Consider the following 23,877-nt stretch of genomic DNA (forward strand, 5'->3'; position numbering starts at 1 on the left):
CTATACCCAAGTAACCTTAAGGTGGTGAGTGATGAAGTTCTTATCAACACTAAGCAAAGTTATCTTGAAGCCAAGTAGCCATCACTTCACTAATAATTAAAGGCTGCTCAAGCGTAGATAGATGCCCACACTCAGGGATAACATGAAGAGTGACGTTTGGGATGCATCTCTCCATGAACAGATGATTGTCTAGCGGACAAAGCTTATCTTCTTTACCTGTTATCACCAACGTAGGAGCTTGAATGTCCGCCAATAAAGGTCGAGCATCCGGGCGAGTTGCTAACGCTTTAGCATGTGCTTCAAATGCCTCCAAACCTACATTAACCGCCATGCCTTCGATACGCTCAGTTAACGCTTTGTCTTGCAAACGGCTTGGATGAATCAGCACAGGCATCAGAGTGTCAGCCGTAATGCGTTCAAACTCACCACTTAACGCACGGCTAACCAGTGCATCACGCTTTTGTGTCACCTCTGGCTTTTCATCTGCTGCATTGGTATCCATGAGGATCAAGCCTTTGACTCTGTTTGGCGCTTGACGGTACACCTCAAAGGCAAGAATCCCACCCATTGATAAGCCACCCAAGACAAACTCCTGCGGTGCGTCTTGCAACACTCTCTGCGCCAGCTGTTCCATTGACGGCAATGAAGCCAGCGTCGGGCATGAAGGCTCAACCCAACTTGGCAACGCTCGGTTGATATCCTCAAACAATGTGCCATCACAAAGTAGTCCGGGTAGCCAAACTAACGAGGTGGGTTGCGTCATTTTATTCTCCTGCAAGCGGCTTTGGTTGATCAGAGCCAAGAATGCAATACGTCAAACTATTACCCCGCAAGTTCGTCAGTGAATAAGACGCACCTTCTGGAACATTCAGCACATCACCGCGCGTTAAAACAACACTCGCTTGTTCGCCTTGATGCGTGAGGACCACTTCAGTATCGCCATCAAAGTTGATAAGCACTTGTTTTTCTTCTCGGCAGTGTTGAGGAATCGAGCCACCTTCAGAAAGCTCATAAGCCATGATGCTCACTTCATCTTCACTCTTTACTTGGAAGTCATAACTCGCCAAAGGATGACCCGTTAAGGCGTATTGTTTCACGTTGCTTCCGCCGAAATCGCCTTTGATTTCACGATAATCTTTTTGCAGAGCGACAAATGGCATCATCTCTTCTGCGGTGTAGGTATCGAAGGTCGCGAGCTCTTCTTCGGTAAGCAGCGGCATCAATTCTGATTCTTGTGGCACCGGGTCGCCATTAATGGTGTCCACGAGTGTGCCATCGGCTTTGAGGTATAAACCATAACCTTGACTGTCTTTAATAACGTTTGGATGCCAAATAACGCCGCCACCTGAATCGTCGCCGCCAAGTACCGAGAACATAAAGCCGTAATCGCGGCCAACCACTTCAAATCCACGGAAGAGATTGGTTGGAATCGAGATGACGTCACCGTGAGACAACACCGCCTCATGCTCTCCATCGTTCCCCCAATAAAAACGGAACTGACCTTTGAACACCAAGAAAAGCTCGGCGGTACGATGAGAGTGCAACGAATTTTTGATGCCCGGCGGTTGGCCTGCGGCACCAATGTTAAAGCCCGCCGTATCGCGAATATGAACATGCTGACGACTGCTTTCTGCCACCCCAGCACCGATAATGCAGAAGTTATCTTTCAGATCACTGCCTGGCGTGCGCGCATCAATAAACGCACTCGTACCCGGAATCAGTTCCATGTAGCGGACCAGATTATTATTCATTTTAGATTGTAGAGTCATTGTAAATCCTTGTTGTCCTTGTTTGGACCTAGCCTTTGAATTGTTAGTTACAAGCCTAAAGTTAGTTACAGACCGAAAGTGTGTTACAGACCTAAAGGTCGCCCACCATCAACCGCGATGGTATTGCCTGTCGAGAAGGTAAGAAGATCTGCCACGGCGTACACGGCTTGAGCGACTTCTTCATCATTGGCTAAACGCTTAAGCGGTGTGGATTGTTCTTGTTGATTACGCCATGCGTCATCCAAGCCTTTGACAAACTCAGTGTCGACAAGCCCTGGAGCAACAGCCAGAACTCGAACCTCGGGAGACAGAGCGCGAGCTAAAGAACGGGTCATGTTCTCCGCGGCAGATTTACTTGCACAGTAAGCAATGTTGCTCCCCATCGCAGTCTGTGCCGCGATAGAAGTAATGTTCACCACACAACCATTGGCTTGCTTAAGCCAAGGCTCAAACGCTCGAACCATGGCAAAAGGCGCACGGACGTTCACTTGGAAAATTTGGTCAAACAGCTGGTCATCTAAACTTTGCAAATCAGAGTGCGCGACGAATTTCGTCATCCCCGCACAGTTGACCAACAAATCCAGCTTGTCGCTTATTTCACTGACTTGATGTTTAAGCTGTTCAATCGCACTAGAATCTGCCACGTTCAATTTGAATGCTAGATGCTCGTTACGTGGCAGAGAGGAAAGCACATCCTCGGCCGCTTTCTGATTACTGTTGTAAGTCAGAATTACGCGATATCCCGATTCAGCTAGCTTGCGACAAATGGCGGCACCCAGTCCGCCACTGCCGCCTGTGACTAAGGCAAGTTTCGACATATTACGCCTCTTCCACTTTGCCTTTGTAACGGCGCACACGAATATCCGCTTGCTCTTTGTGGCCAGCAAAACCTTCGAGTGCACACAAGCGAGAGCAATACTCACCGACTTTGAGGGACGCAGCTTCCGTTACACGCTGGTAAGTACAGGTCTTGATAAATTTACCTACCCAAAGACCACCGGTGTATCGCGCCGCTTTCTTCGTTGGCAGTGTATGGTTGGTACCAATACATTTGTCGCCGTAAGAAACGTTGGTTTCACGACCTAGGAACAAGGCACCGTAGTTGGTCATATTATCTAGGAAGTATTTAGGATCTTCTGTCATCACTTGCACATGTTCAGATGCAATATCGTCTGCCACTTCCACCATTTCTTCGTAGCTATCACACACAATCACTTGTCCGTAATCTGCCCACGCTTTACCCGCGACTTCAGCCGTTGGAAGAATGGTTAACTGACGTTCAATTTCTTTGATGGTTTCTTGCGCAAATGTTTCGCTATTGGTCAACAATACAGCGGGAGAGTTGTAACCATGCTCAGCCTGACCAAGCAAGTCTGCCGCTGCCAATTCCGGGTCACAGCCTTTCTCATCAGCAATGACCAAGGTTTCCGTTGGCCCTGCAAACAAATCGATACCAACGCGACCAAACAACTGACGTTTTGCCTCTGCCACAAATGCGTTACCCGGCCCTACAATCATATCGACTGGCGCAATAGTCTCTGTACCAAGAGCCATTGCACCTACCGCCTGAACACCACCGAAGCAGTAGATTTCATCCGCACCCGCCATTGCCATCGCAGCGACAATCGCGACGTTCGGCTGGCCGTTAAACGGAGGCGCACAAGCAATAACACGTTTTACGCCCGCGACTTTCGCCGTCAGTACACTCATGTGAGCGGATGCAACCAATGGGTATTTTCCACCAGGGATGTAACAACCCACGCTGTTTACTGGAATATTTTTATGCCCCAGTACCACACCAGGCATGGTTTCTACTTCGACGTCTTTCATTGAGTCACGTTGAATTTGAGCAAAGTTTCGAACTTGTTGCTGAGCGAACTCGATATCATGACGAGTCGATTCATCAAGCGCATCCACACAGGCTTGGATTTGCTCTTCTGACAGGCGGAATTGCTCCGGCGACCAGTTATCAAACTTTTCAGACAACTCACGTACAGCGCTATCACCTTTCGATTCAATATCAGCAAGAATGTTTTCAACAATCTGACGCACTTTTGCGTCGTTTGATGCTGATGCTTCTTCAGTGATTCCTTTTTTTAAAATGCGTGCCATTGGGTTTCTCCTTGAACATTGAGGCTGACGAACGGTTATTTTTATGCTTTTGGATACGAATGCAAAATCAGATTAAACACTTAATTAACATTTGACAAGTTAAGTCAACAAACCACAAAAACAATCCTTAAGCCTTTGCATTTATTAGTTTAAACAAATAAAAGCAAGTAATAAGGACCTTAATTTAGTTTAATTTTTAATCAAAAATGAGTTTTAGATCACATCATTTTTACTCATCATTTACATTTCTACATGTTAGTTTTTGCATACCTTTGCAAAGGAGAGAATCATGAGCAATTTTAAACAACGTCTGAATCAAGAAACGATATTAGGTACATTTGTTAAAACCCCTCACCCTCACATTATCGAAGTATTGGCACTGGCAGAGTTGCCTTTTGTGGTACTGGATGCAGAGCACGCACCTTTCGATCGCTCCTCGCTTGATCTGTGCATCATGGCGGCCAGAGCGAATGACCTCGCGTGCGTGGTACGAGTACAAGACAGCGCCCCTTCAACCATTTTGAACGCGCTTGACTGTGGCGCGGCGGGTGTACAAATTCCCCATGTTTGTACTGCTGAGCAAGCGACGCAACTGGCGAAAATCTGCCATTACGGAGAAGGTGGCCGAGGGTATGCTGGTTCCAGTCGAGCAGCGCAATACGCCACTAAGCCCATGGTTGAACACTTAAAAGACAGCCGTGCGAATACGATTGTCATTGCACAAATTGAAGACCCTCAAGGGGTTGAAAATGTTGAAGCGATTGCCAATGTTGAAGGAATTGATGCGTTCTTCATTGGCCAAGTTGATCTCACTGTCGCTTATGGTGCTGATAGCGTTCATGATGAGAAAGTCGCACAAGCAAGTATGCGAGTAATCGAAGCGGCCAGAGCCGCCAATAAACCTGTTGGCATGTTTGTCGCGACGGCTCAACAAGCTCGGGAATGGCGTGAACTCGGCGTTAGCTTCTTTTGTGTTGGCTCTGAACACAAAATGATCATTGATGGCTTCAAGCAAGAGAGAAATGTGATGAATTCTTGAGTTTTCTCTGATATTTACGCCTTATCAATGTAATGCTCTAGACACAGAAATCCCCTAGCCCATACACTCAGCACGTATGAGAAGGTTCAATGGCCTTAAATAAGGAGTATCACCATTAAAGCGAAAGTAACTTCGATCGACGTCGCGAAGATGCTCGGCGTCTCTCAATCGACGGTATCTAGAGCATTCAGCCCGACTGCGAGTATTAGCGAGAAGAAACGCAAAATGGTGATGGATGCCGCAGCTAAGCTCGGATACACACCGAATGCCATCGCCCGAGGTCTGATTTCGAATCGTTCAGGCTTAGTGGCGATTGCGTTAGATAGCGAATCAAACCCAATGTACGACATGCAATCTCGTGCTTTGGCTGTCGAAATTCAAAAGCGAGGCGGACAAGTTGTGCTTTGCCCTATCGACAAGGACGACCTCGATCTCGCCATTTCACGCGCCATTGAATACCAAGTGGACGGACTCGTTATCGCCACCAGCCGTTTAACCTCACGCGCGTTTGCCCAATGCGAAAAGTTTGGCGTTCATTTAAGCTTGATCAACCGCTACGCCGAGGGTATTAATGCCAATAGCTCTGGTATTGATAACCGATTGGCGGGCCAACAAGCAGCCGAGTATTTAACGCAGAAAGGCGCAAAACAGTGTGCTTACATCAGTGGCGATGCTGGCTCCATGACCAGTGAAGAGCGTTGGCTGGGTTTCTCTTCAAAATTGCAAGAACTCGGCTCCCCGTCACCAACCTTTATCCAAGCCAAGTACAGCTTTGAAGCAGGCTTAGAAGCGGCGAAAGCGATCTTGTCGCACACTAGCAAACCCGATGCAATTTTTTGTGCAAACGACATCCTCGCCATGGGTGTGATGGATGGCTTGCGACAAGCCGGAGCAAAGATCCCCCAAGACTTCTCTGTGATGGGTGTAGATAACATTCCGATGTCTGCATGGCCGAGCTATGATTTGACCACCATTGCTCAACCAGTCGACAAAATTGTTAAACGAGCGGTTGAAGATTTGATGAATCGAATCAACGGCAACCTGGATGCAACTGGCGAATACCTTTTCGAGCAAGGCACCTTGATCGAACGTAGTAGCACCATTTAATAAATCCATTTTTATTCATTCTTCATAAACAAAATGCCTTGCTTTCGAGTAAGGCATTTTCTGTGATCACGATTAAATTTTCACCAATCGTTATTTAATTCCTCATCAATTCATCAATCTTGTTATTGACTTGTTACTTTAATGTTTTATTTTGGATTCGTATGCAAAATGGATATGAATTGCTCAACTAATTTATAAAAACATAAAAAGTTGTGTGACTTGCCGACGAATGCCCATGGCAGGTCATACCAGAAACAAGGAAGAACGATGAAGAAAGCAATCCTTACTTCACTTACCGCACTGGGGCTTGCATTTATCAGTATGAATACGTTTGCAACCAGTGTTATTCGTCTTGCTCATGACAGTCAAGAAACCTCTCCCGTACACAAAGCAATGCTCTATTTCGAACAAGAAGTGGAAGCTCGCTCAAACGGTGAGATAGAAGTTGAAATCTATCCGGCAAGACAACTAGGCGATGTGCGTGAGACGACTGAACTCGTACAGCAAGGCAACTTACAAATGACGTTTGGTGCGTCAGTTTTACTCTCTCCCTACGTCCCAGAGTTTAACGTGCTCGACGTGTTCTACCTTTTTGATAGCGAAGAGCAAGCACACAAAGCGCTCGACAGTGAGAAGATCGGACAACCATTGTTGAATGCTATGGAATCAAAAGGCTTTCATGGACTTGGCTTTATGGAGGTCGGCTTTCGTAGCGTGACCAACAACAAACAGCCAATTGATAGTATTGAGGACCTGAAAGGGCTAAAGATTCGCTCGGCATCTAACCCCACTCAAATAAGCGCGTGGAAATCTATTGGTACTGCGCCAACACCTCTGTCTTGGGGAGAAATTTTCACCTCGTTACAACAAGGCCTGATTAACGCTCAAGAAAGTGCTATCTACTCTATTTATGCCGAACGTTTTTACGAGGCACAAAAGTACCTCTCTTTAACTAACCATATATACACCAACTACGTGTTGTTCATGAACAAATCGTTTTGGGATTCACTGCCTGCAGAGCAACAGGCGCTGATCAGTGAAGTAAGCAAAGAAACCATCGCTAAGCAGCGCGAGCTCGCCGCTAAGCAAAATCAAGAAGTGATCAAAGATCTCGAAGCGAAAGGCATGACGGTTAACATCGTCCCAGACGAGGTACGCAGCGTCATGAAAGAGAAAATGAATGCGGCCGTGTACCAGGACTTGCGCAGTAAAACGGGTAAAGACTTGTTTGACAACGTGATGGCCGAGATAGAACGCCTATAACTCCCACTCTTTTGCACGATCTGGCAACAGGTCGTGCTTTCTCGTTTTGGAGGTGAACATGAAGTGGTTTCGCTTACTAAACAAATACCTAGAACCAACCCTTATCGTTATCGCGATCTCAACGATGACAACTTTACTGTGCTTGCAAATCGCCCTACGCTTGTTCGATGCAACGATCGCGTGGGCTGAAGAGCTGGCTCGTTATTTATTCGTATGGGCGATGTACCTGAGCATCAGCTACTGTATCCGAGATGATCGACACATCCGCATTCGTGTGTTCATCGATAAACTTCCGGGCAATTGGACGCAATTCAGTTTGATTGTCTCTGATCTTATCTACCTTGCCTTTAGTGCAACTGTCGCCTGGTTTGGATTTAAGGTTATAAACCGCAGCCTGCAACTCGGTCAGATTGCACCCGCAATGGAAATTCCTATTGCGTGTTTGTATGCCTCTGTTTTAGTTTGCGCACTATTAAGCTGCGCGCGCCTAGTGACAAGCATTTATCAACGTGTGAACGCGTGCTCCACCAGCAATGAACGAGTTCGCTTTTCTCGCCAACGCTATCGCCATATCAAAGCAAAGTATCGTACTTCTAACCGACTATTGGAGTTTAACGCATGACGTCTGCACTTTTGTTTGGCAGCTTTGGTCTGCTTCTGCTCATTGGCGTTCCGGTCGGTATTGCTCTGGCGGCAGCCAGTATGGTCGCGATACTCAGTCTGCCGTTTCTTAACATCGAGTTTTTAGTCCAAGGAATGGTAACAGGGCTCGACTCTTTCCCTCTCCTCGCCGTCGTTCTATTTACCTTGGCAGGTAACCTTATGAGCCAAGGAGGGATCTCAAAACGATTATTACACGTGGCGGAGGTCTTCTTTGGCCACTTTACTGGTGGGCTTGGCATCGTCGCCATTGTGGCGTGCATGTTCTTCGCTTCCATCTCTGGTACGGGGTCTGCCACTGTTGCCGCTATCGGCCTGACGATGATTCCATCTATGGTGAAGAAAGGCTACGACCGCAGCTTTGCCGGTGCCTTGATAGCCTCTTCCGGCGGAATTGGGGTCATTATTCCACCCTCTGTGGTGATGATCGTCTACGCGATCACAGCTGAAGTCTCGGTAACTAAAATGTTCATGGCAGGCATCATTCCTGGCTTGGTCGTCGGTATGGTATTGATCGGCTATTGTCTAATTGTCTCAAAAATGCGGGGCTACACAGGTAACGAACGCAAAGCCACTTGGTCAGAGCGTCTTGATGCACTAAAAGAAGCCAGTTGGGCAATGCTACTACCCGTAATCATTCTCGGCGGTATCTATTCCGGTATCTTCACGCCTACCGAATCCGCAGCGATTGGCGTGCTCTATGGCTTATTCTTTGGCATGTTTGTTTATAAAGAGCTCAAACCAGCGCAAGTTGTGAAAATCATTCTAGAGTCGTCACTGTTAGTTGGCGCAGTGCTCGTCATTGTGGGTGCGTCCGTGACGTTTGGCCGCATATTGACGCTAGAGCGTCTGCCGACTGAGATCGCTCAGTTCATTCTATCGATTACCGAAAACAAACTTCTGATACTGCTTTGCATCAATGTCCTGTTGTTGCTCGTCGGTACCTTTATGGAAACGCTGGCAGCGATTGTTATTCTCACACCAATTCTGTTACCCATTACGTCAGCACTCGGCATGGACCCAGTTCATTTTGGTATCGTGATGATCGTGAACTTAGCCATTGGCTTTGTTACGCCTCCTCTGGGTGCCAACCTGTTTATGGCAAGTCAGGTAGGCAAAGTACCGATAGAGTCGCTCTCTAAAGCCATCATGGGTTGGATTGGTGCAATGATAGTGGCCTTGATGTTGATTACCTTCATCCCTGCCATCTCGCTATCGTTACCTGCGCTTTTATCCTGATCGTTGCACTCATAGAGCGCTTATGACTGTTATAGCCACTAGATAAACACCTTTCTAGTGGCTTATTCGTTATCTACTTCCGATTTAATAAAAAAGCCTTTAAGCATTCGTATGCAAAAGGAAAATTTGAAAGATATAAGGATAATTGACACCAAAATAGCTGAATATTAGCGATAAAGTCTATTTGGGTGCCTTGATCTGCATGATTATCAGTTTTGGCTTAATCATTTGTTTCCATTCAAACAGATCAAAATAAATTAAGCGATTAAAAAACAATAAGATATTATGAAATTCATACAAAAAACTTTGACCTCCTTTCTTATTAACACGTCTCGATAAGAGATAGCTTCCATCTCTCCTGTACTTTTTTAGTTTATTTTCCGCTCAATTGTTAAAAACCTGATCATCAGCACGCTATTTAAACAATCGAAAAACAATCCGTTGACAAAATGGCAACATGATATATTTTGAATACGTAATCAAAACATAATTCAAACATAATTATTCAATTACGGAGGTGATTTATGGCCATGGTTGGCTTCGATGAAAAGTGGCGTGATTTTCCCGACTACATTCTTGGTATCACAAAAGAGATTTGGGAAGACCGAGGTTTAAACACCTTAGAACACTACTACTCTCCCGACATTGTTGTGCGTACTCCACTCTCTATCGTTCAAGGAAACGAAGGGGTGATCAGTGCAACAATGGCGACACTGGCCGAGTTTCCCGATCGCACGCTATATGGCGAAGACGTCATTTGGTCAGGCACCCCGGAACAAGGCATGCTTTCTTCTCATCGAATCATCTCTACTGCAACACACAGTGGCAACGGCTTCTACGGGCAAGCCTCGAACCGCAAACTTCGTTTCCGTATTATCGCAGATTGCCACGCTATCAATAACCAAATCAATGACGAATGGTTGGTTCGCGATCAAGCCGATATCGCGAAGCAACTGGGCATGACGTCAGAAGAGTTTGCACGCCAACAAATCGAATTTGAAGGTGGCGTGGAATCAAGCCCATTTCCGTTCACACCTGAAGTCGACATTCCTGGACCTTATTTGGGCGTAGGCAACGACAACGAATATGGTCAGCGCTATGAAGCAATTCTCAGAAGCCTTATGAATGCCGAGTTCTCTATAGTACCGAAAGAGTACGACCGCGCTTGCATCGGCGAATACACTGGCGGTCAAAATGCCCTATCACACTCGGAAGTCGATCATTTTTGGATGGCACTTCGTGCGTCTTTCCCAAATGCTCAATTTACCGTTCACCATCGTATTGGCCGAGATGACGACATGATGTCACCACGCGCTGCAATTCGATGGTCTTTGCACGGTAAGCATGAGGGATATGGGATGTTTGGTAAGCCTTCAGGAAAAGAGGTTTACATCATGGGGATCAGCCACGCTGAGTTTGGCCCTTGGGGTCTTCGTCGCGAATTCACTTTGTTTGACGAGACCGCAATCTGGAAGCAAATCCTGCTACAGCAAGGCTAACGGCTGACTAAACACTATTTATTAAAATCACAGACAGTAAGGAAGCAACATGTCACTCAACATCATCGAACAGTTCTACCAGAACTACTTCAAAGCCGCAGACATCGAGCAAAAACAGGCCGCTCTGCAAGCTTTGAACCCTGACGTAAAATGGTGCGTGGCGCACCCTGTGAACGATCTTAATGGCCCAGATGCAACCCACGAATCTTTCCTCTCACCACTTGTTAATGCTTTGCCTGACGCCGAGCGCCGACCAATAATTGTGATGCACGGCGAATACGAAGGCCGCACTTGGTACAACTCTACCGGCTACTTTATCGGTACATTTGAACAACCACTATTTGGCATACCAGCAACAGGGAAAACACTCTACTTACGTTACACCGAAATGGTGTGTGTGGAGAACGACCAAATCATCGAATCTTACATGATCCCAGACTTCATCGACGCGATGAATCAAGCAGGCTGCAACCCTCTTCGTAAAAGCTTAGGTCACGATGGCTTGGTTCCTTCTCCTGCAACTTCTAACGGTATTCAACAATCTGTTGTGTCTTTGGAAGAAAGTGAAAAGAGCGCCCAGCTGGTTGAAGATATGCTGTCTTGCTTGGGTCGTTTTGATGGCAAAGATCTTTTCTCGATGGATTTAGAAAACTACTGGCACAATGACTTCATGTGGTACGGCCCTGCTGGTATTGGCACTACGCGCGGTATCAAAGGTTTCCGTAACCACCATCAAGCGCCATTTGTGTTTGCGTTCCCAGATCGAAGTGTCGATATTGAGGTCAATTTTTTGGCCAAAAATGACTACGTATCCACAGGTGGTTGGCCACATATGCATGGTACTCACACTGGTTACAGTGGCTGGCTCGGTCTTGCCCCAACCGGAAAACACATCGAACTTCGCGTTATGGACATTTGGCGACGCGAAGGCGATTTACTGAAGGAAAACTGGGTGGCGATCGACATCGTTCATATCCTGCTGCAACTTGGCTATGACGTGTTTGCACAAATGAAAGAACAGTTAGAAGGACCTAATTATGCATGAGTTTGGCGCACTTAACTGGAGCATCCTTGGGGGATACATCGCCCTCACGCTAGTACTGGGGGCGGTAATTGGAAAGCGAGTCACTTCAGCTAGCCAATTCGCCTTGGGTGATAAGAGCATCCCTTGGTGGGCGATCGGTATTTCTGTCGTTTGTACTTACGTGAGTGCCATGTCGTTCCTTGGCGGGCCAGCTTGGTCTTACAAAGAAGGCCTGTCGGTTATCGCGATTCACCTCAATTATCCGCTGGTGATCTTCTTCATCGTGGCTGTATTTATGCCATTTTTCTACAACAATGGTTTAACCTCTATCTACGAGTATCAAGAACGACGCTTCGGTAAGGCTTCACGACTGACTTTGTCGTTTATCTTCCTTATCAAACAAGCATTGAGCTCGGCAGCCGTACTCTACGCGACAGCAATGATTTTGGAGTTCATTACTGGTATCGACGTGATGTACTGCATCATGATCGTCACTGCAATCGCCCTTATCTACACCGTAATGGGCGGTATCGCGGCTGTCATTTGGACCGATGTGATTCAAGCAGTGATCTTGTTTATTGGCGCGTTCATCATCATTGAAGCCGTTTGGAATGGTATGCCTGCTCCAATGACGGAGGTCATGGCAGAACTCAAAGCGAAAGGAATGACCGATGCCCTACAAACAAGTTTTGACCTAAGCCAAGTAACCACTGTATGGGCCGGCGTTATCGCAATGACGATGTTCCACACCACCGTGTATGGCGGTAACCAGATGATGGTACAACGTTGTATGGCCGCTAAAAACATGGGCGATGCGAAAAAGGCAATGTTGATGATGGGCTACGTGGCCTTCTTTATTTACTTTGTCTTTATCTTGCTTGGCGTCCTATTCAACGCTTATTACGACGGTAAAGAGTTTGAAAACGGCAATACCATCATTCTTCATTATGCGAGTGAATATGGAATGCCAGGCTTGATGGGCATCATTGCCGCTGCGATTCTGGCGGCAAGTATGTCGAGTCTCGATTCCGCATTTAACTCAATGGCGACCGTTTCTGTGGCTGACTTTTACAAACGCTTCTACAAGCAAAACGAGTCGGAAGAGCATTACTTAAAGGTATCGCGTTTCTTCACGGTAGCGTGGGCGATTTTGGTCATCATTCCAGCGATCATGTTTGCCACCAGCACAGGCTCGGTACTGGAAGTGCTGAGTAAGGCAGGCTCTTACTTTGTCGGTGCGAGCTTCTGTATGTTCGTCCTTGGTTTCTACTCAAAACACATTACGGAAAAAGGCTTGTTAATTGGCGTTGCTGCTAGCTTCTTGGTGATTTGGTATGTAGCCGTTGCGACCGATATTGCGTGGCCTTGGTATTGCGTGATTGGAGTCCTTGTGAATGCCGTTGTCGCTTACATTGCTAGCCTGCTCCTGACGGGTAAACAAGATGAAATGCATCTTTACACAGTGAAAGGCCAGCAAGCGGAATATGCTCGTCTAAATAAACCAATCAAGGAAGATGGTTGGTATGTCGTTCCCGGCAAAATCGATGCTCCATGTTATGGCTTGTTGGTAATGTTTGTTTTCTCACTCGTGATGCTTTGGGGAATCAACGCCTTTACTGACGATGCGCCTATGCTGATTAACTTTATGCGTGGTTGCTCTATTCTTGTCGCTACCGCTTGCATCGGGTACATGGGGTATTCACTCCTCTCCCCGAAACGTAAAGTTGCAGTCAAACAAGCAAATTAATGTTCTTTACGTAGATACTGTACGTCCAACAAACGGACAGTATCTACGCTCTAGCTCTAGTGCTAGCTCAAAGCAAATCGAATGGGTTAACCCACATTTTGCTTTTTAATACTCCAAAGCCATTATTCTACTTAGGATACCCGTTAGAACATTTATGAATACGTACCTATTTATGCTAGTCTTATGACCTCAATTACTGGCAACTAAGTTTTATTCATGAAATCAATTAAACACGTAGTCACATCAAAAGATGTGGCAAAGATGGCAGGCGTCTCTCAATCTACTGTATCGCGCGTGTTTGTTCCGGGTAGCTCAGTATCCGAAAAGACCAAGCAAAAAGTCTTTGAAGCGGCTAAAGCCCTTAACTACCGCCCTAACGCCTTTGCACGTAGCCTGACCACAAACGAATCGAAATTGATAGGTTTGGTGTTTCCTGATGCGGATTACCCTATCCATATGAAAACACTGCAATTAATTTCCAGTGAGTTACAGAAAAAAGGTTATTCTGCCGTATTGATTCCATGGCAAGTGGATGAAGAAGAGGTCTACTCAATCCCAAATATCTTCCAGTATCGCGTCGATGGTGTCATTGCCGCTTCCGCAACCTTCAATAAGTCCCTTTATGAAGAATGTGAAGAGTTTAATATCCCAATTGTTCAATACGCACGAGTTGTTGAAGGTACTAGGAGTAGCTACGTTATCAGTGACAACTACGAAGCAGGCCAACAAGCCGCGCAACTTCTGCACAAAAGTGGCGTGAAGAACGCGGTTTATTTGACGGGAGAAGTACCAACCTTTACGAATGACGAACGTCAAAGCGGCTTCTGCTCTGAATTTGAAGACCTAACCGGCAAGACGCCACGCATCATTGAAGCCAGCTATGACTACGCGAGCTCACTTGATAAAGTCCGTGCCATACTGGCAGACAAAAATCGGCCTGAAGCGGTGTTCTGTGCAACCGATAACCTTGCTATGGCGGTCATGGATATCGCCCGTATAGAATACGGGTTGAGCATTCCTCAGGACTTACAAGTCATTGGCTTTGATAATATTCCTCAGACAGAATGGTTGAGCTATCAACTAACCACATTCCGCCAGGATTTCCGTCGCCTCGCTCGCGAGTGCGTGAAGATCATTGTTGATCAAATTAATACGAAAAACGGAAGCCTAGTAAAAATGATGGTGCCAGTGAAGTTAATCGAGCGACAGACAACAAAAGCTTAAATAGCTATAGCCAGCCATTCGGTTGGCTTTTTTATTTGCCTCTGACTCCCAAACGGCTCATTTAGTGTTGTAAGCATTAATGAACCCATGTATATTTATGAGCCATTACACTATATGAACCCCAAAAAAAAAGGCTCATAATCCTTATGACCACGTATCTTTACACTCGTTATTCGCCAAAAAATCGAGCTTACCAAGAGCACCTTAATACTCTAAAAGCTTTTGCGCCCGAAGCTCAGCATTTTGAGGATAAGGTTCGTGGTTGCATGCCTCCAACCGAGAGAGAGGCATTCTTACACCTGCTCGATTCCGTCAGAGCTGGGGATACGATTGTGCTCTGGTGGCTGACCGCATTTGGTCGCGACTTTAGTCAAGCATTGAACACAATAAAAATGCTACTCGATAAAGGGGTAACATTGAAAACCGTATGTGAATCACTAACTTTTGAGCCAGGTTCTGTTCAAACTCAAACACTACTCACAGTGTTATCTGGATATGGGAAAGTGCAGACTGAACATCGCCTGTTTGCCGCAGAGCAAGGGCGACAGGCCATTAAAGAGCAGCCAGAATTATGGAAACAGAAGTTTCGCGGCCGCCCCGCAAACAAAACCAAACACCAACAGATCGCAACGTTACTGCTAGAAGGCTACACATTGCAAAACGTAGCAGAGCAATGCGAAGTCAGTCTATCGACTGTGAAGCGGGTCAAAGCAAAGCTAAATGAAGTGGATGACGAAGGCGGCTTAAGATCACGACGCCAAAAAGGTTGTTTGAATGGAGACCAGTCATGAGTCGCCCAATCAACTCTCATACTATACTACTCGCCTGTCTTATTATTAGCGTTGGCCAGTTGAGCATGGGGCTAGTCATGCCCTCTTTGCCATGGATAGCAAAAGACTTTTCCATCTCCCTCGACCAAGCTCAACTACTTGTGAGTATTTATTTGCTCGGCTTTGGCCCCTCTCAATTTATCTACGGGCCAGTGTCAGATGCTTTAGGACGAAAAAGAGTATTACTTACCGGTTTACTCATCGCGATGTCTGGTCTGCTGATGATTATTTTCTTCAGTGACACATTTACAGGGATGGTGATGGGGCGCTTTTTACAAGGGTTAGGTACAGGATGCTGCGCGGTACTCGCGAGGGCGTCGACTCGAGATAGATTTAGCGGGGATGAACTCCCAGTGGCAATGTCTTACATCGCCATGGCGGCTTCAATCACGCCACTTATTGCACCTGTGATTGGCGGCTTTATCAACTTCCACTTCGGTTGGAGTATGGTGTTTATTTCTCTGTTGGGCTATGTCTCGCTGGCCTGGGTAATCATCGCCTTTAAGTTCACAGAAACCATCGCAAAACGTTCTGTCATTCCGTCACCCCGAAAAATGTTGCTCCAATACAAGAGCTTACTTACGTCTCGTTACTTTATGAGTTTCGCCAGTATCAGTTGGTTAAACTTCAGCTTAATGATTACGACAGTCTCTGTGATGCCATTTATCATGCAAGATCAAATTGGCATGACCTCCGCTCAATATGCGATGTGGGCACTCATTCCCGCTTTGGGTATGTTATGTGGTACCACGATTTGTAACCGAGTAAGGCCAATTATTGGCAATAAGAAAATGCTGCTCTGCACCCCATTTCTTCACCTCGCTGCAGCAATATGGTTATTTTTCTGCCCTGTTGAGCCTCTATTTCTGATGCTAGGACAGCTATTAATGATCTTGGGTAATGGTATTGCCCTACCTTGTGCACAAGCGATGGTAATGCAACCTTATAAAAAGCAAGCAGGTGCCGCAGCGGCAATGTCTGGTGGTGGACAAATGGTCGTCTCCTCATTGGTCAGCTTAGCTCTGGTGCAGCTTGGATTGAGTCAAGCATGGCATCTAGCGATCGTTATCGTAATATTTGCATCGCTTACCTTCACCAACATTCAACGTGGCTTCAGTGCAGAGCAACCTTCAGAACGATAACAAAAAACATACTATTGTCCTTATAGTTACGACAAATCGTATAAACTTAAATTTAGGAAAAGTTGGCGGATACTAACATGATGTTGCATTTAAGAATTGGCGCCTTAACACTCGCCACATTGATATCCGCTGGTACTGACGCGAGCGCCAACGAGAACTGGCAGTTCGAGCGTGACAAGAATGGAATCACAATTTACTCCCGAGAACATAGTAACGGTTTAGTTGAGATCCGTGCTCGGATGTTCACACCCACCAGCTATGGTGCATTTTTAACGCTACTGGAAGACAGTGACAATATCCCGAACTGGATTGACAATGCCAGTCATAGCCGGGTTTTAAATCAAATATCGGCCACCGAGAACATCGTTTACACCCAGTTTAAAGCGCCATGGCCTGCCAAAAATCGGGATATGGTCACCTACTCAAAGTACTGGGTCGATGAGCTGGGGTTCACCATAGAAATCAAAAGCGCACCTGACTCATATCTTGCTGAACAAAATGGTTATGTTCGAATTCGCTCGGTTGATGCGACTTGGGAGTTACAAAAACTCACAAACGATACAACACTCGTGGAATACAAGGCGTTTGCTGACCCCGGAGGTCTATTGCCAAACTGGCTGATCAACAAACTTTCAAAAGAAAGTGCATGGACGACATTTAGTAATTTAAGAAAAGAGTTACCTGAATATCAGCAATACTCTCATCCTCAAATAGATGAGTAAGCGTCGCTCTTCCCACTCGCTTTTTAATACGGTACATAATAACAAAAGGCGGCTTCAAGCCGCCTTTTTCTACTCAATGTGTTACTGCTGTGCAACCGTTACAGGTTTAGTTGCACCGCGGTAATCAAACTCAAAACCAATACCTTGGTCTGTCACGTCCATCGTCATACCACCAACAAGCTCGCCTTGTAAGCTTTTGACAACATCATCCGGAACCGGCTCCCCAGTGATTGACGACGCACTCTCTAACACTTCCAAAATACGCTCTGAATCAAAATCAAAGCTGAACAAGCCATTTGGAGAAAGTGATTGCGCCATCACTTCTTTGCTTGCTTCCGCAGCACTATCACCACTGTAAAGGGTGAAATGGTTTTCGTTTAGACGAGCAAACACGTCCACCTTCACGCCAGTATGCATTTCTAATAGCTCACTGACATTAACAGGTTGGTTATCCGGTTGAATTTGCAATTGAGCAAGTTCAGGAACGAACATTTGCGCAGTTTGAATAAGCATCATTGGATCATTGGCAGAAAGAGACAACATACCATCTAGCTGGCTAAATACTTCACCATGCTGAGCATTAGTATCTACTTTGATATCAAACATTTGCAGGCTTAACCCTTTAAGGCCGTTAACCATGCCTGACCCCATGCTTACAGCGGCTGCTGGATTCTGGCCGCCCATCTCTTGCTGCATTTGTGTCAATAAAGAGCATTGGTATTGAGGCTGGGTCAAGTCAGCCCAGATCTGACCAATCGATGGCGCTAGCGTATTGATGTCTAAACCAAGCGCCATACTAAAGAAACTCTTATCACTTTTAGACTCTGCCAATACACCACGAATCGACTTGAGCGCATCTAGAATCACTTTATTGTTGGACTCAACAACAAAAGAACCTTTAATGAACGCCTGATCGCCTTTAATCTTGTATTCTGCAAACGCGACGGACTGAGGCCAGTTTTCTGCAACTTGAGTAAGCTCAGTATGGCAGGCTGGTGAACGCATTTCCTCAATAGTTGGTTCAGGATCTATTGCATCCAACGTGCTGATTTGACGAGCAAACATATTGCCATCTTTCGTCGTCAAACCTTTAATCACTTCGCGATGATCAAAGTAACCAAAAGAGTTGTTGTTTTCACCGTATTTGGCTTGCAACGCCTCAAGGCGTCCACTGTCAGCAATATTTTGACTTGGTGCTTCAAGCCCTAGTGCCATTTTAATCGGGTTTTGAACGCCCAGTTGCGGAACATCAATCGTTAACGTAAGCACGTTATCAACCACGGCTACAACCAAGCCAATACCGTCCTGCGGGTCAATTGAATCAGTCATCTCGTAACGACGATACTCGACTTCACCAAGCTTAACCAACTCATGCTTAGCGCCGCTCATCTGCTCTTCATGATCCAGTGTTTTCCATAACGCGGCAGGGTCTTCAATATCCACTTTGTACACCGGTACCATACCAATTGTGTACAACACAGGATTAATGTTTTCCCCGGTGCCCAAATAAGCTTTTAATGTTTCTGGCGACGCAGCACTCTCTAGGTATCCATCGAATAAGTTAACTGCAAACTGCTGTTGTGGAGACAGTGGTTCATCGGCAAAAAGTTCTGCAATCGAGCCTTGATTCGCCGTACCGAATGCGTTCATGTATTTATAATGGTTAAAAGGTTCAGTCTGATACGTCACCATAAGTGAATCTGCAGGAACTTGCGTTAACAGTGAGCCTGCATCACTCGCGGTAGTATTGTTTTGGTACAGGTAGCCAGCGCCCCCTGCTGCTGCGACCACTGCTGTAGCCAATAGTAGTTTTTTCACGACCAACTCCGTTGTCATAGTTATGTGTTCCTAAACGAAATGTAACGCTTAGGTTTAAAGCCAATGAATAGTGCTTTATATCAACCGCTATCATAAACAAGTTATCGATGTAATGAATGTCGGTTTGATAAATTATCCAACATTTATAAGGCAAACCGTGAAGTAAGTTGAATTGCGTGCGGATGCTATTGGCAATATTCACAATCCAATTTCTCGGATAACCGCCTTAAAAATCATAATATTCAGTTAAATGAAGCGATTTGGAGTAATTACGACCAAAATCAGCAGAATATTAAATCTTTATTGAGTCTTTTATCTAATATCTGAAAACGCCTCACGACCTGACACTTCTTTCCAATTTGCCTCTGGCAGTCCCTACTCGTTTTCCTTACATTCCTACTAACTCAGTGACGAGACGTATACCAAATACGAGCAATAGAAGACGATGAAAGACCAGTTGACGATCTCTATATCAACTATCAATGGCTCAAGACATTGGTACTTCAGTAAAAGGATGCAACGCAACATAAAAACGTTTTTCGTTTTTTTTGTTGTTGCTCTGGCCGCGACCGTAATCTTAATTCATCACTTGTACACTCGCGTTGATAATGCAGCGTTAAAACAAGCTGAATTGACAGAGCATTCACGCACCATGGGTGAAGAGCTCAGCACACTGAAAACACTTAAATCAGAGCTAGAAAATGACCTTTCAGAACGGGAAGAACGGGTACAACTTGTTTCGGAACGTTTGGGTGAATTAGAGAAAGTGCTTGGGGTTGGAGAACATACCTCGACAAATAACTTGGATGCTAGGCTCGATGCAGCGGCGATAACCTCAAACGTTCGCATGGTGTTATTAAACCAAATACCAAGTGGCTCTCCAGTCGGCAACGTACGGCTATCTTCCGGATTCGGTAAGCGTATCCATCCGGTGACAAAAGTTGCCAAAATGCATCGTGGGCTCGATTTTGCCGTAAATATCGGTACCAAAATTTATGCCCCTGCCGATGGGGTAGTGGAAGTTACCCGCCGCAGTAATAAAGGCTCTGGTAACTTCCTCAGGCTACAACATTCTTTCGGTTTTTCGAGTTCTTATTCGCACTTGAAAGCGTTCAAAGTAAAAAGTGGTCAGTTCGTCAAAAAAGGGCAGCTGATTGCAATTTCCGGCAACAGTGGGCTCTCTTCTGGCCCTCACCTGCATTACGAGGTGCGATTTGTTGGGCGAGCACTGAATCCGAAACCATTTGTCGATTGGAGCCTTAATGATTTCGAAGACATTTTTACTAAGGAGCGAAGAATACGATGGGAATCTTTAATCAAAACAGTGGAACAACGAGTAGCTCAGCAGCTTCAACTCTCATCGCCAAAGGCTGTTCTCTTAGCGGAGAACTCAAAGTAGAAAACGATGTCCAGATTGATGGCATCGTCGATGGTCAAATTAACGTGGAAGGCACTCTCGTTGTCGCAGAAAGCGGGCGAGTAAACGGTGAAATCTACGCTAAACAGCTGATCATAAATGGCATGATGGACGGAAACTGTCACGCAGAACACATTCAAGTACTTGCCAAGGGACGCGTAAGCGGTAGGATCTGGAGCAATAACCTCAGCATTGAACCTGGTGGCAAATTCTTTGGTGAAGCAGCCGAATTACCTGAAAAGGAAGTGGTAACGTTAAAGGGTAAGGCTCAAGACAGTGCGAACACAAAAGAAAACAACACCAACAATGAAAAGCGACTTGCGCGTAAATCAGCATAAAACGCTCTGATTAAAGTGCTTAAAAAAGACGGCTTTCACGCCGTCTTTTTTATTACTATTGCCACGATTTTCGTCAGAAACTACGTGATTATTCGGCCGGATTTAAAACCATCACCGAGCGTTTTGCTTGTGGACCAAAAGCTGATTTTGCATGCGCTTTCACTTCATTTAACGTCACACTTTTAGCCACTTTCTCAACGTCAAGTAACACATCGACGCCGTAATCATGCACCAAATAACGAGTATATGCCCATGATCTCTGTGCTGGGTTGTCATCCAATCCTTGCATCGCGACTGCCAATTGTTTCGCGGCCGTATCCACTTCTTTTTGGGTAATATTTGACGCTAAATCATCAAACACTTTGCCCAGTTTACTCTCTAAAAGTGCCACGTCTTCGGGCTCGACTTGAGACTCCAAGAGCCAATCAGAGATGGGTTCGCGATCTTGTGTCATGGTGTAAATGCTCGGGCTGTAATCAAGGCTAGACTCTTCTCGCACAATATCCAAAACACGTGCATTACTAATACGTTGCAAAATATCTTCGATAACCGTGTCTCTTGCCGTACGTTGGTAATCGCTCGTATTAGTCAAACGCATTACATACAACGATGAAGGTTCATGCCCATCCGCAACCACAGTTCGCTCCGGCACTTCCGGGTTAAACGCAACGTGATAATCAATCGAACGACTCGGTTTCATTTCGATAGAGGCCACATACTTACGCAAAAGTGGTGTAATTTCTTCCGGCTCTACGTTTGCAACAATAACCATCTTAAAGCCATCATTGGTTTTGAAAAGTTGCTCATGCACCGCTAGTATCTGCTCGGAAGTCACTTGTTCAACATCATCACTGGACACTATACGATGACGACTCCCCGGCAAATAAGAATTGCCGTTTGCTTTTTGAATCAGTTTTCCCATCGGTGATTCAAAAAAAGCGCCGCTCTGCTGTTTAAACTCTTGCTTCGCTGCCGCCATCTGGCGCTCGTCGACTTTAATCTCCGTCGCTAGGTTGTATAGTCCATTCAAAGCATCAGTTAGGTGCGTATTTGGCGCCGTAATTTGCGCTCCGTGACTGGTCGCATCAAGCATCGCGCCAAGCGCAATGTTGTTTTTGCGTAAGTAGCTATCTAGCTCTGAACCAGAAAATGCCCCTAACCCACTGCGTATTGCCGTTGTTGCTGCGATTTCATAAGCGGCATACAACGTCGGATCAACAGCGGCTTTACCACCTTGACTCGCATAATAAATATACGCTCGACCACCCGCTTTAGTATCTTTTTGGAACCACACTTCGACACCGTTTGATAGCGTATAGACTTGAAAACCATCCGCTTCCTGACGCATGCTCGTGATGCTGCCTTCCTGGGTAGGCTTTAAGAATCCATCCACTTTGTCATACATCTCTAACGGTTTTTCGCCAGTTTGAAGATAGGCACTGTTTAGAGCGGCAAATACACCATTGAACTGTTCTGACGTTTCGCTTTTCCCCAAACCAATAAAAAAGCTTGGCTGCTGAGATAACAAAGCCGTCAATTGTGTGTTAATGCTCTCTAAATTCTCGTTGTTGATGAATTCTGCCAAACTCTGGGCATAATTCTCTTTTGATTGGCTGACACTGTCTTGTCCAATTTGAAAAACACGTGCTTCTGCGTAACTGTTTGGCTTACGCTGACTCCAATCTGAATCAATATTTGCAAGTTCACCTTGCCAATTTGACATAACGCTATCTAACTCGGATTGAGTCGCACCATAATCTCTTAACGACGCCAAGGTACGAATGAAAGTCTGGTGCATTTGTTCGCGGCGATCTGGTGCAAACGAAATCCCTGCCGACATCATACGCTGATAGTTAGAGTAATAGGGCTCTGCATAAGCGTATTGAAAAGGTTCAGCGGCATCACTGAGTACACGGATCAAACGCTGTTGAATGAGTTGTGTTGCGACTTCATCACGCCACACTTCATGTTGTTGCTCAATCGTCGCGCTGCCACTTAGACCACGCTCAATCACTAAATGAAGACTTGGTGATTCCATCGTGTTACTTGGCAAGATTCTGTTTTCGTTGTTCACTCGAATATCACGGCGCTTCTCTATTACCGTATCCGAGGTACTTTCCCAGTTCGAGAACTTGCTTTTGATAATCTTGGACAGTGAATCTACGTCGATATTACCAGTCACAATCAACTCGGCATTTTGTGGCTGGTACCACTTGTCGTAAAACGCCTTTAACTTACTCGAGGAAGCGTTTTGAATCGCTTCGCGAGTACCAATTGGGTCATGTTCACCATACATAGTGCCTTCAATCGAGGCTTGGTAAGCATGCATAGAAAAGGACTTATCATCTGGATTAGCACGTCGCCATTCCCCAAGAATCACCCCTTTTTCTTTCTCTACTTGCTCAGGAGCAAACTCAAGTCCGTTACCGATATCTCTCATCCACTTCAGGGCATCTTCTAGCTTCGTATTATTCGCAAGGTCAAGTTGGTAAGACGTTTGCTGATAACTGGTAAAAGCGTTGATATCAGCGCCAAAGCTACCACCAGATTGCTCGAAAAGTTTGACAACGTCGTTACCGGTAAAATGCTCACTACCATTAAACGCCATATGCTCAACAAAGTGAGCGTAACCCTTTTGAGAAGATGTTTCTTGGAATGAGCCGATATTCATCACCAAACGGACCGAAACTTCTTGGTCTTCTGTTGGATAAAGATGGTATTTCATACCGTTCGATAACTGGTCCACGTGCCAGTTGGCGTCAGGTTGAATCGGCGTCGACTGTTGTATCAGAGCACACCCTGACACTAATAACGCGGGGACTAACAATATACTGCGCATAACGATTGCCCATAACAATGATTAAGCTAATCAATATATATCCGGTGCTATAACCTTCACATTTTTAATGGATTATCAGACACACAAA

20 protein-coding genes are annotated in these 23,877 nt (G+C 45.7%); 14 read left to right on the top strand and 6 right to left on the bottom strand.

Features of this window, described 5'->3' with window-relative positions; translation table 11 throughout:
- Positions 1-49: 49 nt before the first annotated feature.
- The 4 genes from R7035_RS03570 to hisD all read right to left on the bottom strand — a co-directional run bounded on the left by R7035_RS03570 (position 50) and on the right by hisD (position 3,881).
- On the bottom strand, positions 50-763 hold the full coding sequence (locus tag R7035_RS03570) for an alpha/beta fold hydrolase (RefSeq protein WP_053303920.1): 714 nt from the start codon (positions 761-763) through the stop codon (positions 50-52).
- Position 764: 1 nt separating this feature from the next.
- Positions 765-1,769, bottom strand: coding sequence for a cupin (locus R7035_RS03575; RefSeq protein ID WP_005374765.1), 1,005 nt, complete (start codon positions 1,767-1,769; stop codon positions 765-767).
- A gap of 83 nt (positions 1,770-1,852) precedes the next feature.
- Positions 1,853-2,587, bottom strand: coding sequence for an SDR family NAD(P)-dependent oxidoreductase (locus R7035_RS03580; RefSeq protein WP_005374763.1), 735 nt, complete (start codon positions 2,585-2,587; stop codon positions 1,853-1,855).
- 1 nt (position 2,588) lies between these two features.
- Positions 2,589-3,881 carry a histidinol dehydrogenase gene (gene hisD, locus R7035_RS03585; protein ID WP_256901189.1) on the bottom strand — a complete coding sequence of 431 codons (1,293 nt, stop codon included), beginning with the start codon at positions 3,879-3,881 and terminating at the stop codon, positions 2,589-2,591.
- 289 nt (positions 3,882-4,170) lie between these two features.
- Here hisD and R7035_RS03590 point away from each other — a divergent pair, with 289 nt between their 5' ends.
- The 12 genes from R7035_RS03590 (at position 4,171) to R7035_RS03645 (ending at position 17,377) form a co-directional block, all read left to right on the top strand.
- Positions 4,171-4,920, top strand: coding sequence for an HpcH/HpaI aldolase family protein (locus R7035_RS03590; protein ID WP_256901190.1), 750 nt, complete (start codon positions 4,171-4,173; stop codon positions 4,918-4,920).
- 150 nt (positions 4,921-5,070) lie between these two features.
- Entirely contained in the window at positions 5,071-6,027 is a 957-nt protein-coding gene (locus R7035_RS03595; protein WP_025768661.1) for a LacI family DNA-binding transcriptional regulator, read from the top strand.
- Positions 6,028-6,294: 267 nt separating this feature from the next.
- A complete protein-coding gene (locus R7035_RS03600) occupies positions 6,295-7,290 on the top strand; it encodes a TRAP transporter substrate-binding protein (RefSeq protein ID WP_318145959.1) in 996 nt (331 codons plus the stop codon).
- A 58-nt stretch (positions 7,291-7,348) separates the two neighbouring features.
- A complete protein-coding gene (locus R7035_RS03605) occupies positions 7,349-7,912 on the top strand; it encodes a TRAP transporter small permease (protein WP_318145960.1) in 564 nt (187 codons plus the stop codon).
- Positions 7,909-9,189 (top strand): TRAP transporter large permease, encoded by a 1,281-nt coding sequence (locus tag R7035_RS03610; protein WP_033906641.1) that lies wholly within the window; start codon positions 7,909-7,911, stop codon positions 9,187-9,189. Before R7035_RS03605 ends, R7035_RS03610 begins: the two co-directional genes overlap by 4 nt.
- 524 nt (positions 9,190-9,713) lie before the next feature.
- On the top strand, positions 9,714-10,688 hold the full coding sequence (locus tag R7035_RS03615; protein WP_054574863.1) for an ester cyclase: 975 nt from the start codon (positions 9,714-9,716) through the stop codon (positions 10,686-10,688).
- A 49-nt stretch (positions 10,689-10,737) separates the two neighbouring features.
- A complete protein-coding gene (locus tag R7035_RS03620; RefSeq protein WP_130545702.1) occupies positions 10,738-11,733 on the top strand; it encodes an ester cyclase in 996 nt (331 codons plus the stop codon).
- Entirely contained in the window at positions 11,726-13,459 is a 1,734-nt protein-coding gene (locus R7035_RS03625; protein WP_318145961.1) for a sodium:solute symporter family transporter, read from the top strand. Before R7035_RS03620 ends, R7035_RS03625 begins: the two co-directional genes overlap by 8 nt.
- A gap of 216 nt (positions 13,460-13,675) precedes the next feature.
- Entirely contained in the window at positions 13,676-14,683 is a 1,008-nt protein-coding gene (locus tag R7035_RS03630) for a LacI family DNA-binding transcriptional regulator (protein WP_318145962.1), read from the top strand.
- A 146-nt stretch (positions 14,684-14,829) separates the two neighbouring features.
- Entirely contained in the window at positions 14,830-15,474 is a 645-nt protein-coding gene (locus tag R7035_RS03635) for a recombinase family protein (RefSeq protein ID WP_318145963.1), read from the top strand.
- The gene (locus tag R7035_RS03640) at positions 15,471-16,655 is read left to right on the top strand and encodes a multidrug effflux MFS transporter (protein WP_318145964.1); all 1,185 of its coding nucleotides are present in this window, start codon (positions 15,471-15,473) and stop codon (positions 16,653-16,655) included. Before R7035_RS03635 ends, R7035_RS03640 begins: the two co-directional genes overlap by 4 nt.
- A gap of 77 nt (positions 16,656-16,732) precedes the next feature.
- Positions 16,733-17,377 carry an START domain-containing protein gene (locus R7035_RS03645; protein ID WP_318145965.1) on the top strand — a complete coding sequence of 215 codons (645 nt, stop codon included), beginning with the start codon at positions 16,733-16,735 and terminating at the stop codon, positions 17,375-17,377.
- A gap of 81 nt (positions 17,378-17,458) precedes the next feature.
- Here the strand turns inward: R7035_RS03645 and R7035_RS03650 are convergent, their stop codons facing one another.
- Positions 17,459-19,213: a hypothetical protein gene (locus tag R7035_RS03650; protein WP_318145966.1), complete on the bottom strand. Its 1,755-nt coding sequence runs from the start codon at positions 19,211-19,213 to the stop codon at positions 17,459-17,461.
- A gap of 427 nt (positions 19,214-19,640) precedes the next feature.
- On the opposite strand from R7035_RS03650, the gene R7035_RS03655 reads away from it, so the two are divergent.
- Together R7035_RS03655 and R7035_RS03660 are read left to right on the top strand one after the other, a co-directional pair.
- Positions 19,641-20,594 (top strand): M23 family metallopeptidase, encoded by a 954-nt coding sequence (locus tag R7035_RS03655; protein WP_005374721.1) that lies wholly within the window; start codon positions 19,641-19,643, stop codon positions 20,592-20,594.
- A complete protein-coding gene (locus R7035_RS03660) occupies positions 20,498-20,950 on the top strand; it encodes a polymer-forming cytoskeletal protein (protein WP_080659230.1) in 453 nt (150 codons plus the stop codon). The genes R7035_RS03655 and R7035_RS03660 overlap by 97 nt, the downstream gene beginning before the upstream one ends.
- 88 nt (positions 20,951-21,038) lie before the next feature.
- Here the strand turns inward: R7035_RS03660 and R7035_RS03665 are convergent, their stop codons facing one another.
- A complete protein-coding gene (locus tag R7035_RS03665; RefSeq protein WP_132936232.1) occupies positions 21,039-23,789 on the bottom strand; it encodes a M16 family metallopeptidase in 2,751 nt (916 codons plus the stop codon).
- Positions 23,790-23,877 lie beyond the last annotated feature (88 nt).

The sequence above is a fragment of the Vibrio sp. 1731 genome (assembly GCF_033339955.1).
In the GTDB taxonomy this organism is placed as follows: Bacteria; Pseudomonadota; Gammaproteobacteria; order Enterobacterales; family Vibrionaceae; genus Vibrio; species Vibrio alginolyticus.

Coding starts and splice junctions, on each gene's coding strand:
- R7035_RS03590 (WP_256901190.1), top strand. CDS start 4,171: ATGAGCAATTTTAAACAACGTCTGAATCAAGAAACGATATTAGGTACA.
- R7035_RS03645 (WP_318145965.1), top strand. CDS start 16,733: ATGATGTTGCATTTAAGAATTGGCGCCTTAACACTCGCCACATTGATA.
- R7035_RS03660 (WP_080659230.1), top strand. CDS start 20,498: ATGGGAATCTTTAATCAAAACAGTGGAACAACGAGTAGCTCAGCAGCT.
- R7035_RS03635 (WP_318145963.1), top strand. CDS start 14,830: ATGACCACGTATCTTTACACTCGTTATTCGCCAAAAAATCGAGCTTAC.
- R7035_RS03650 (WP_318145966.1), bottom strand. CDS start 19,213: ATGACAACGGAGTTGGTCGTGAAAAAACTACTATTGGCTACAGCAGTG.
- R7035_RS03580 (WP_005374763.1), bottom strand. CDS start 2,587: ATGTCGAAACTTGCCTTAGTCACAGGCGGCAGTGGCGGACTGGGTGCC.
- R7035_RS03625 (WP_318145961.1), top strand. CDS start 11,726: ATGCATGAGTTTGGCGCACTTAACTGGAGCATCCTTGGGGGATACATC.
- R7035_RS03610 (WP_033906641.1), top strand. CDS start 7,909: ATGACGTCTGCACTTTTGTTTGGCAGCTTTGGTCTGCTTCTGCTCATT.
- R7035_RS03640 (WP_318145964.1), top strand. CDS start 15,471: ATGAGTCGCCCAATCAACTCTCATACTATACTACTCGCCTGTCTTATT.
- R7035_RS03595 (WP_025768661.1), top strand. CDS start 5,071: ATGCTCGGCGTCTCTCAATCGACGGTATCTAGAGCATTCAGCCCGACT.
- hisD (WP_256901189.1), bottom strand. CDS start 3,881: ATGGCACGCATTTTAAAAAAAGGAATCACTGAAGAAGCATCAGCATCA.
- R7035_RS03620 (WP_130545702.1), top strand. CDS start 10,738: ATGTCACTCAACATCATCGAACAGTTCTACCAGAACTACTTCAAAGCC.
- R7035_RS03655 (WP_005374721.1), top strand. CDS start 19,641: ATGAAAGACCAGTTGACGATCTCTATATCAACTATCAATGGCTCAAGA.
- R7035_RS03605 (WP_318145960.1), top strand. CDS start 7,349: ATGAAGTGGTTTCGCTTACTAAACAAATACCTAGAACCAACCCTTATC.
- R7035_RS03575 (WP_005374765.1), bottom strand. CDS start 1,769: ATGACTCTACAATCTAAAATGAATAATAATCTGGTCCGCTACATGGAA.
- R7035_RS03665 (WP_132936232.1), bottom strand. CDS start 23,789: ATGCGCAGTATATTGTTAGTCCCCGCGTTATTAGTGTCAGGGTGTGCT.
- R7035_RS03615 (WP_054574863.1), top strand. CDS start 9,714: ATGGCCATGGTTGGCTTCGATGAAAAGTGGCGTGATTTTCCCGACTAC.
- R7035_RS03630 (WP_318145962.1), top strand. CDS start 13,676: ATGAAATCAATTAAACACGTAGTCACATCAAAAGATGTGGCAAAGATG.
- R7035_RS03600 (WP_318145959.1), top strand. CDS start 6,295: ATGAAGAAAGCAATCCTTACTTCACTTACCGCACTGGGGCTTGCATTT.
- R7035_RS03570 (WP_053303920.1), bottom strand. CDS start 763: ATGACGCAACCCACCTCGTTAGTTTGGCTACCCGGACTACTTTGTGAT.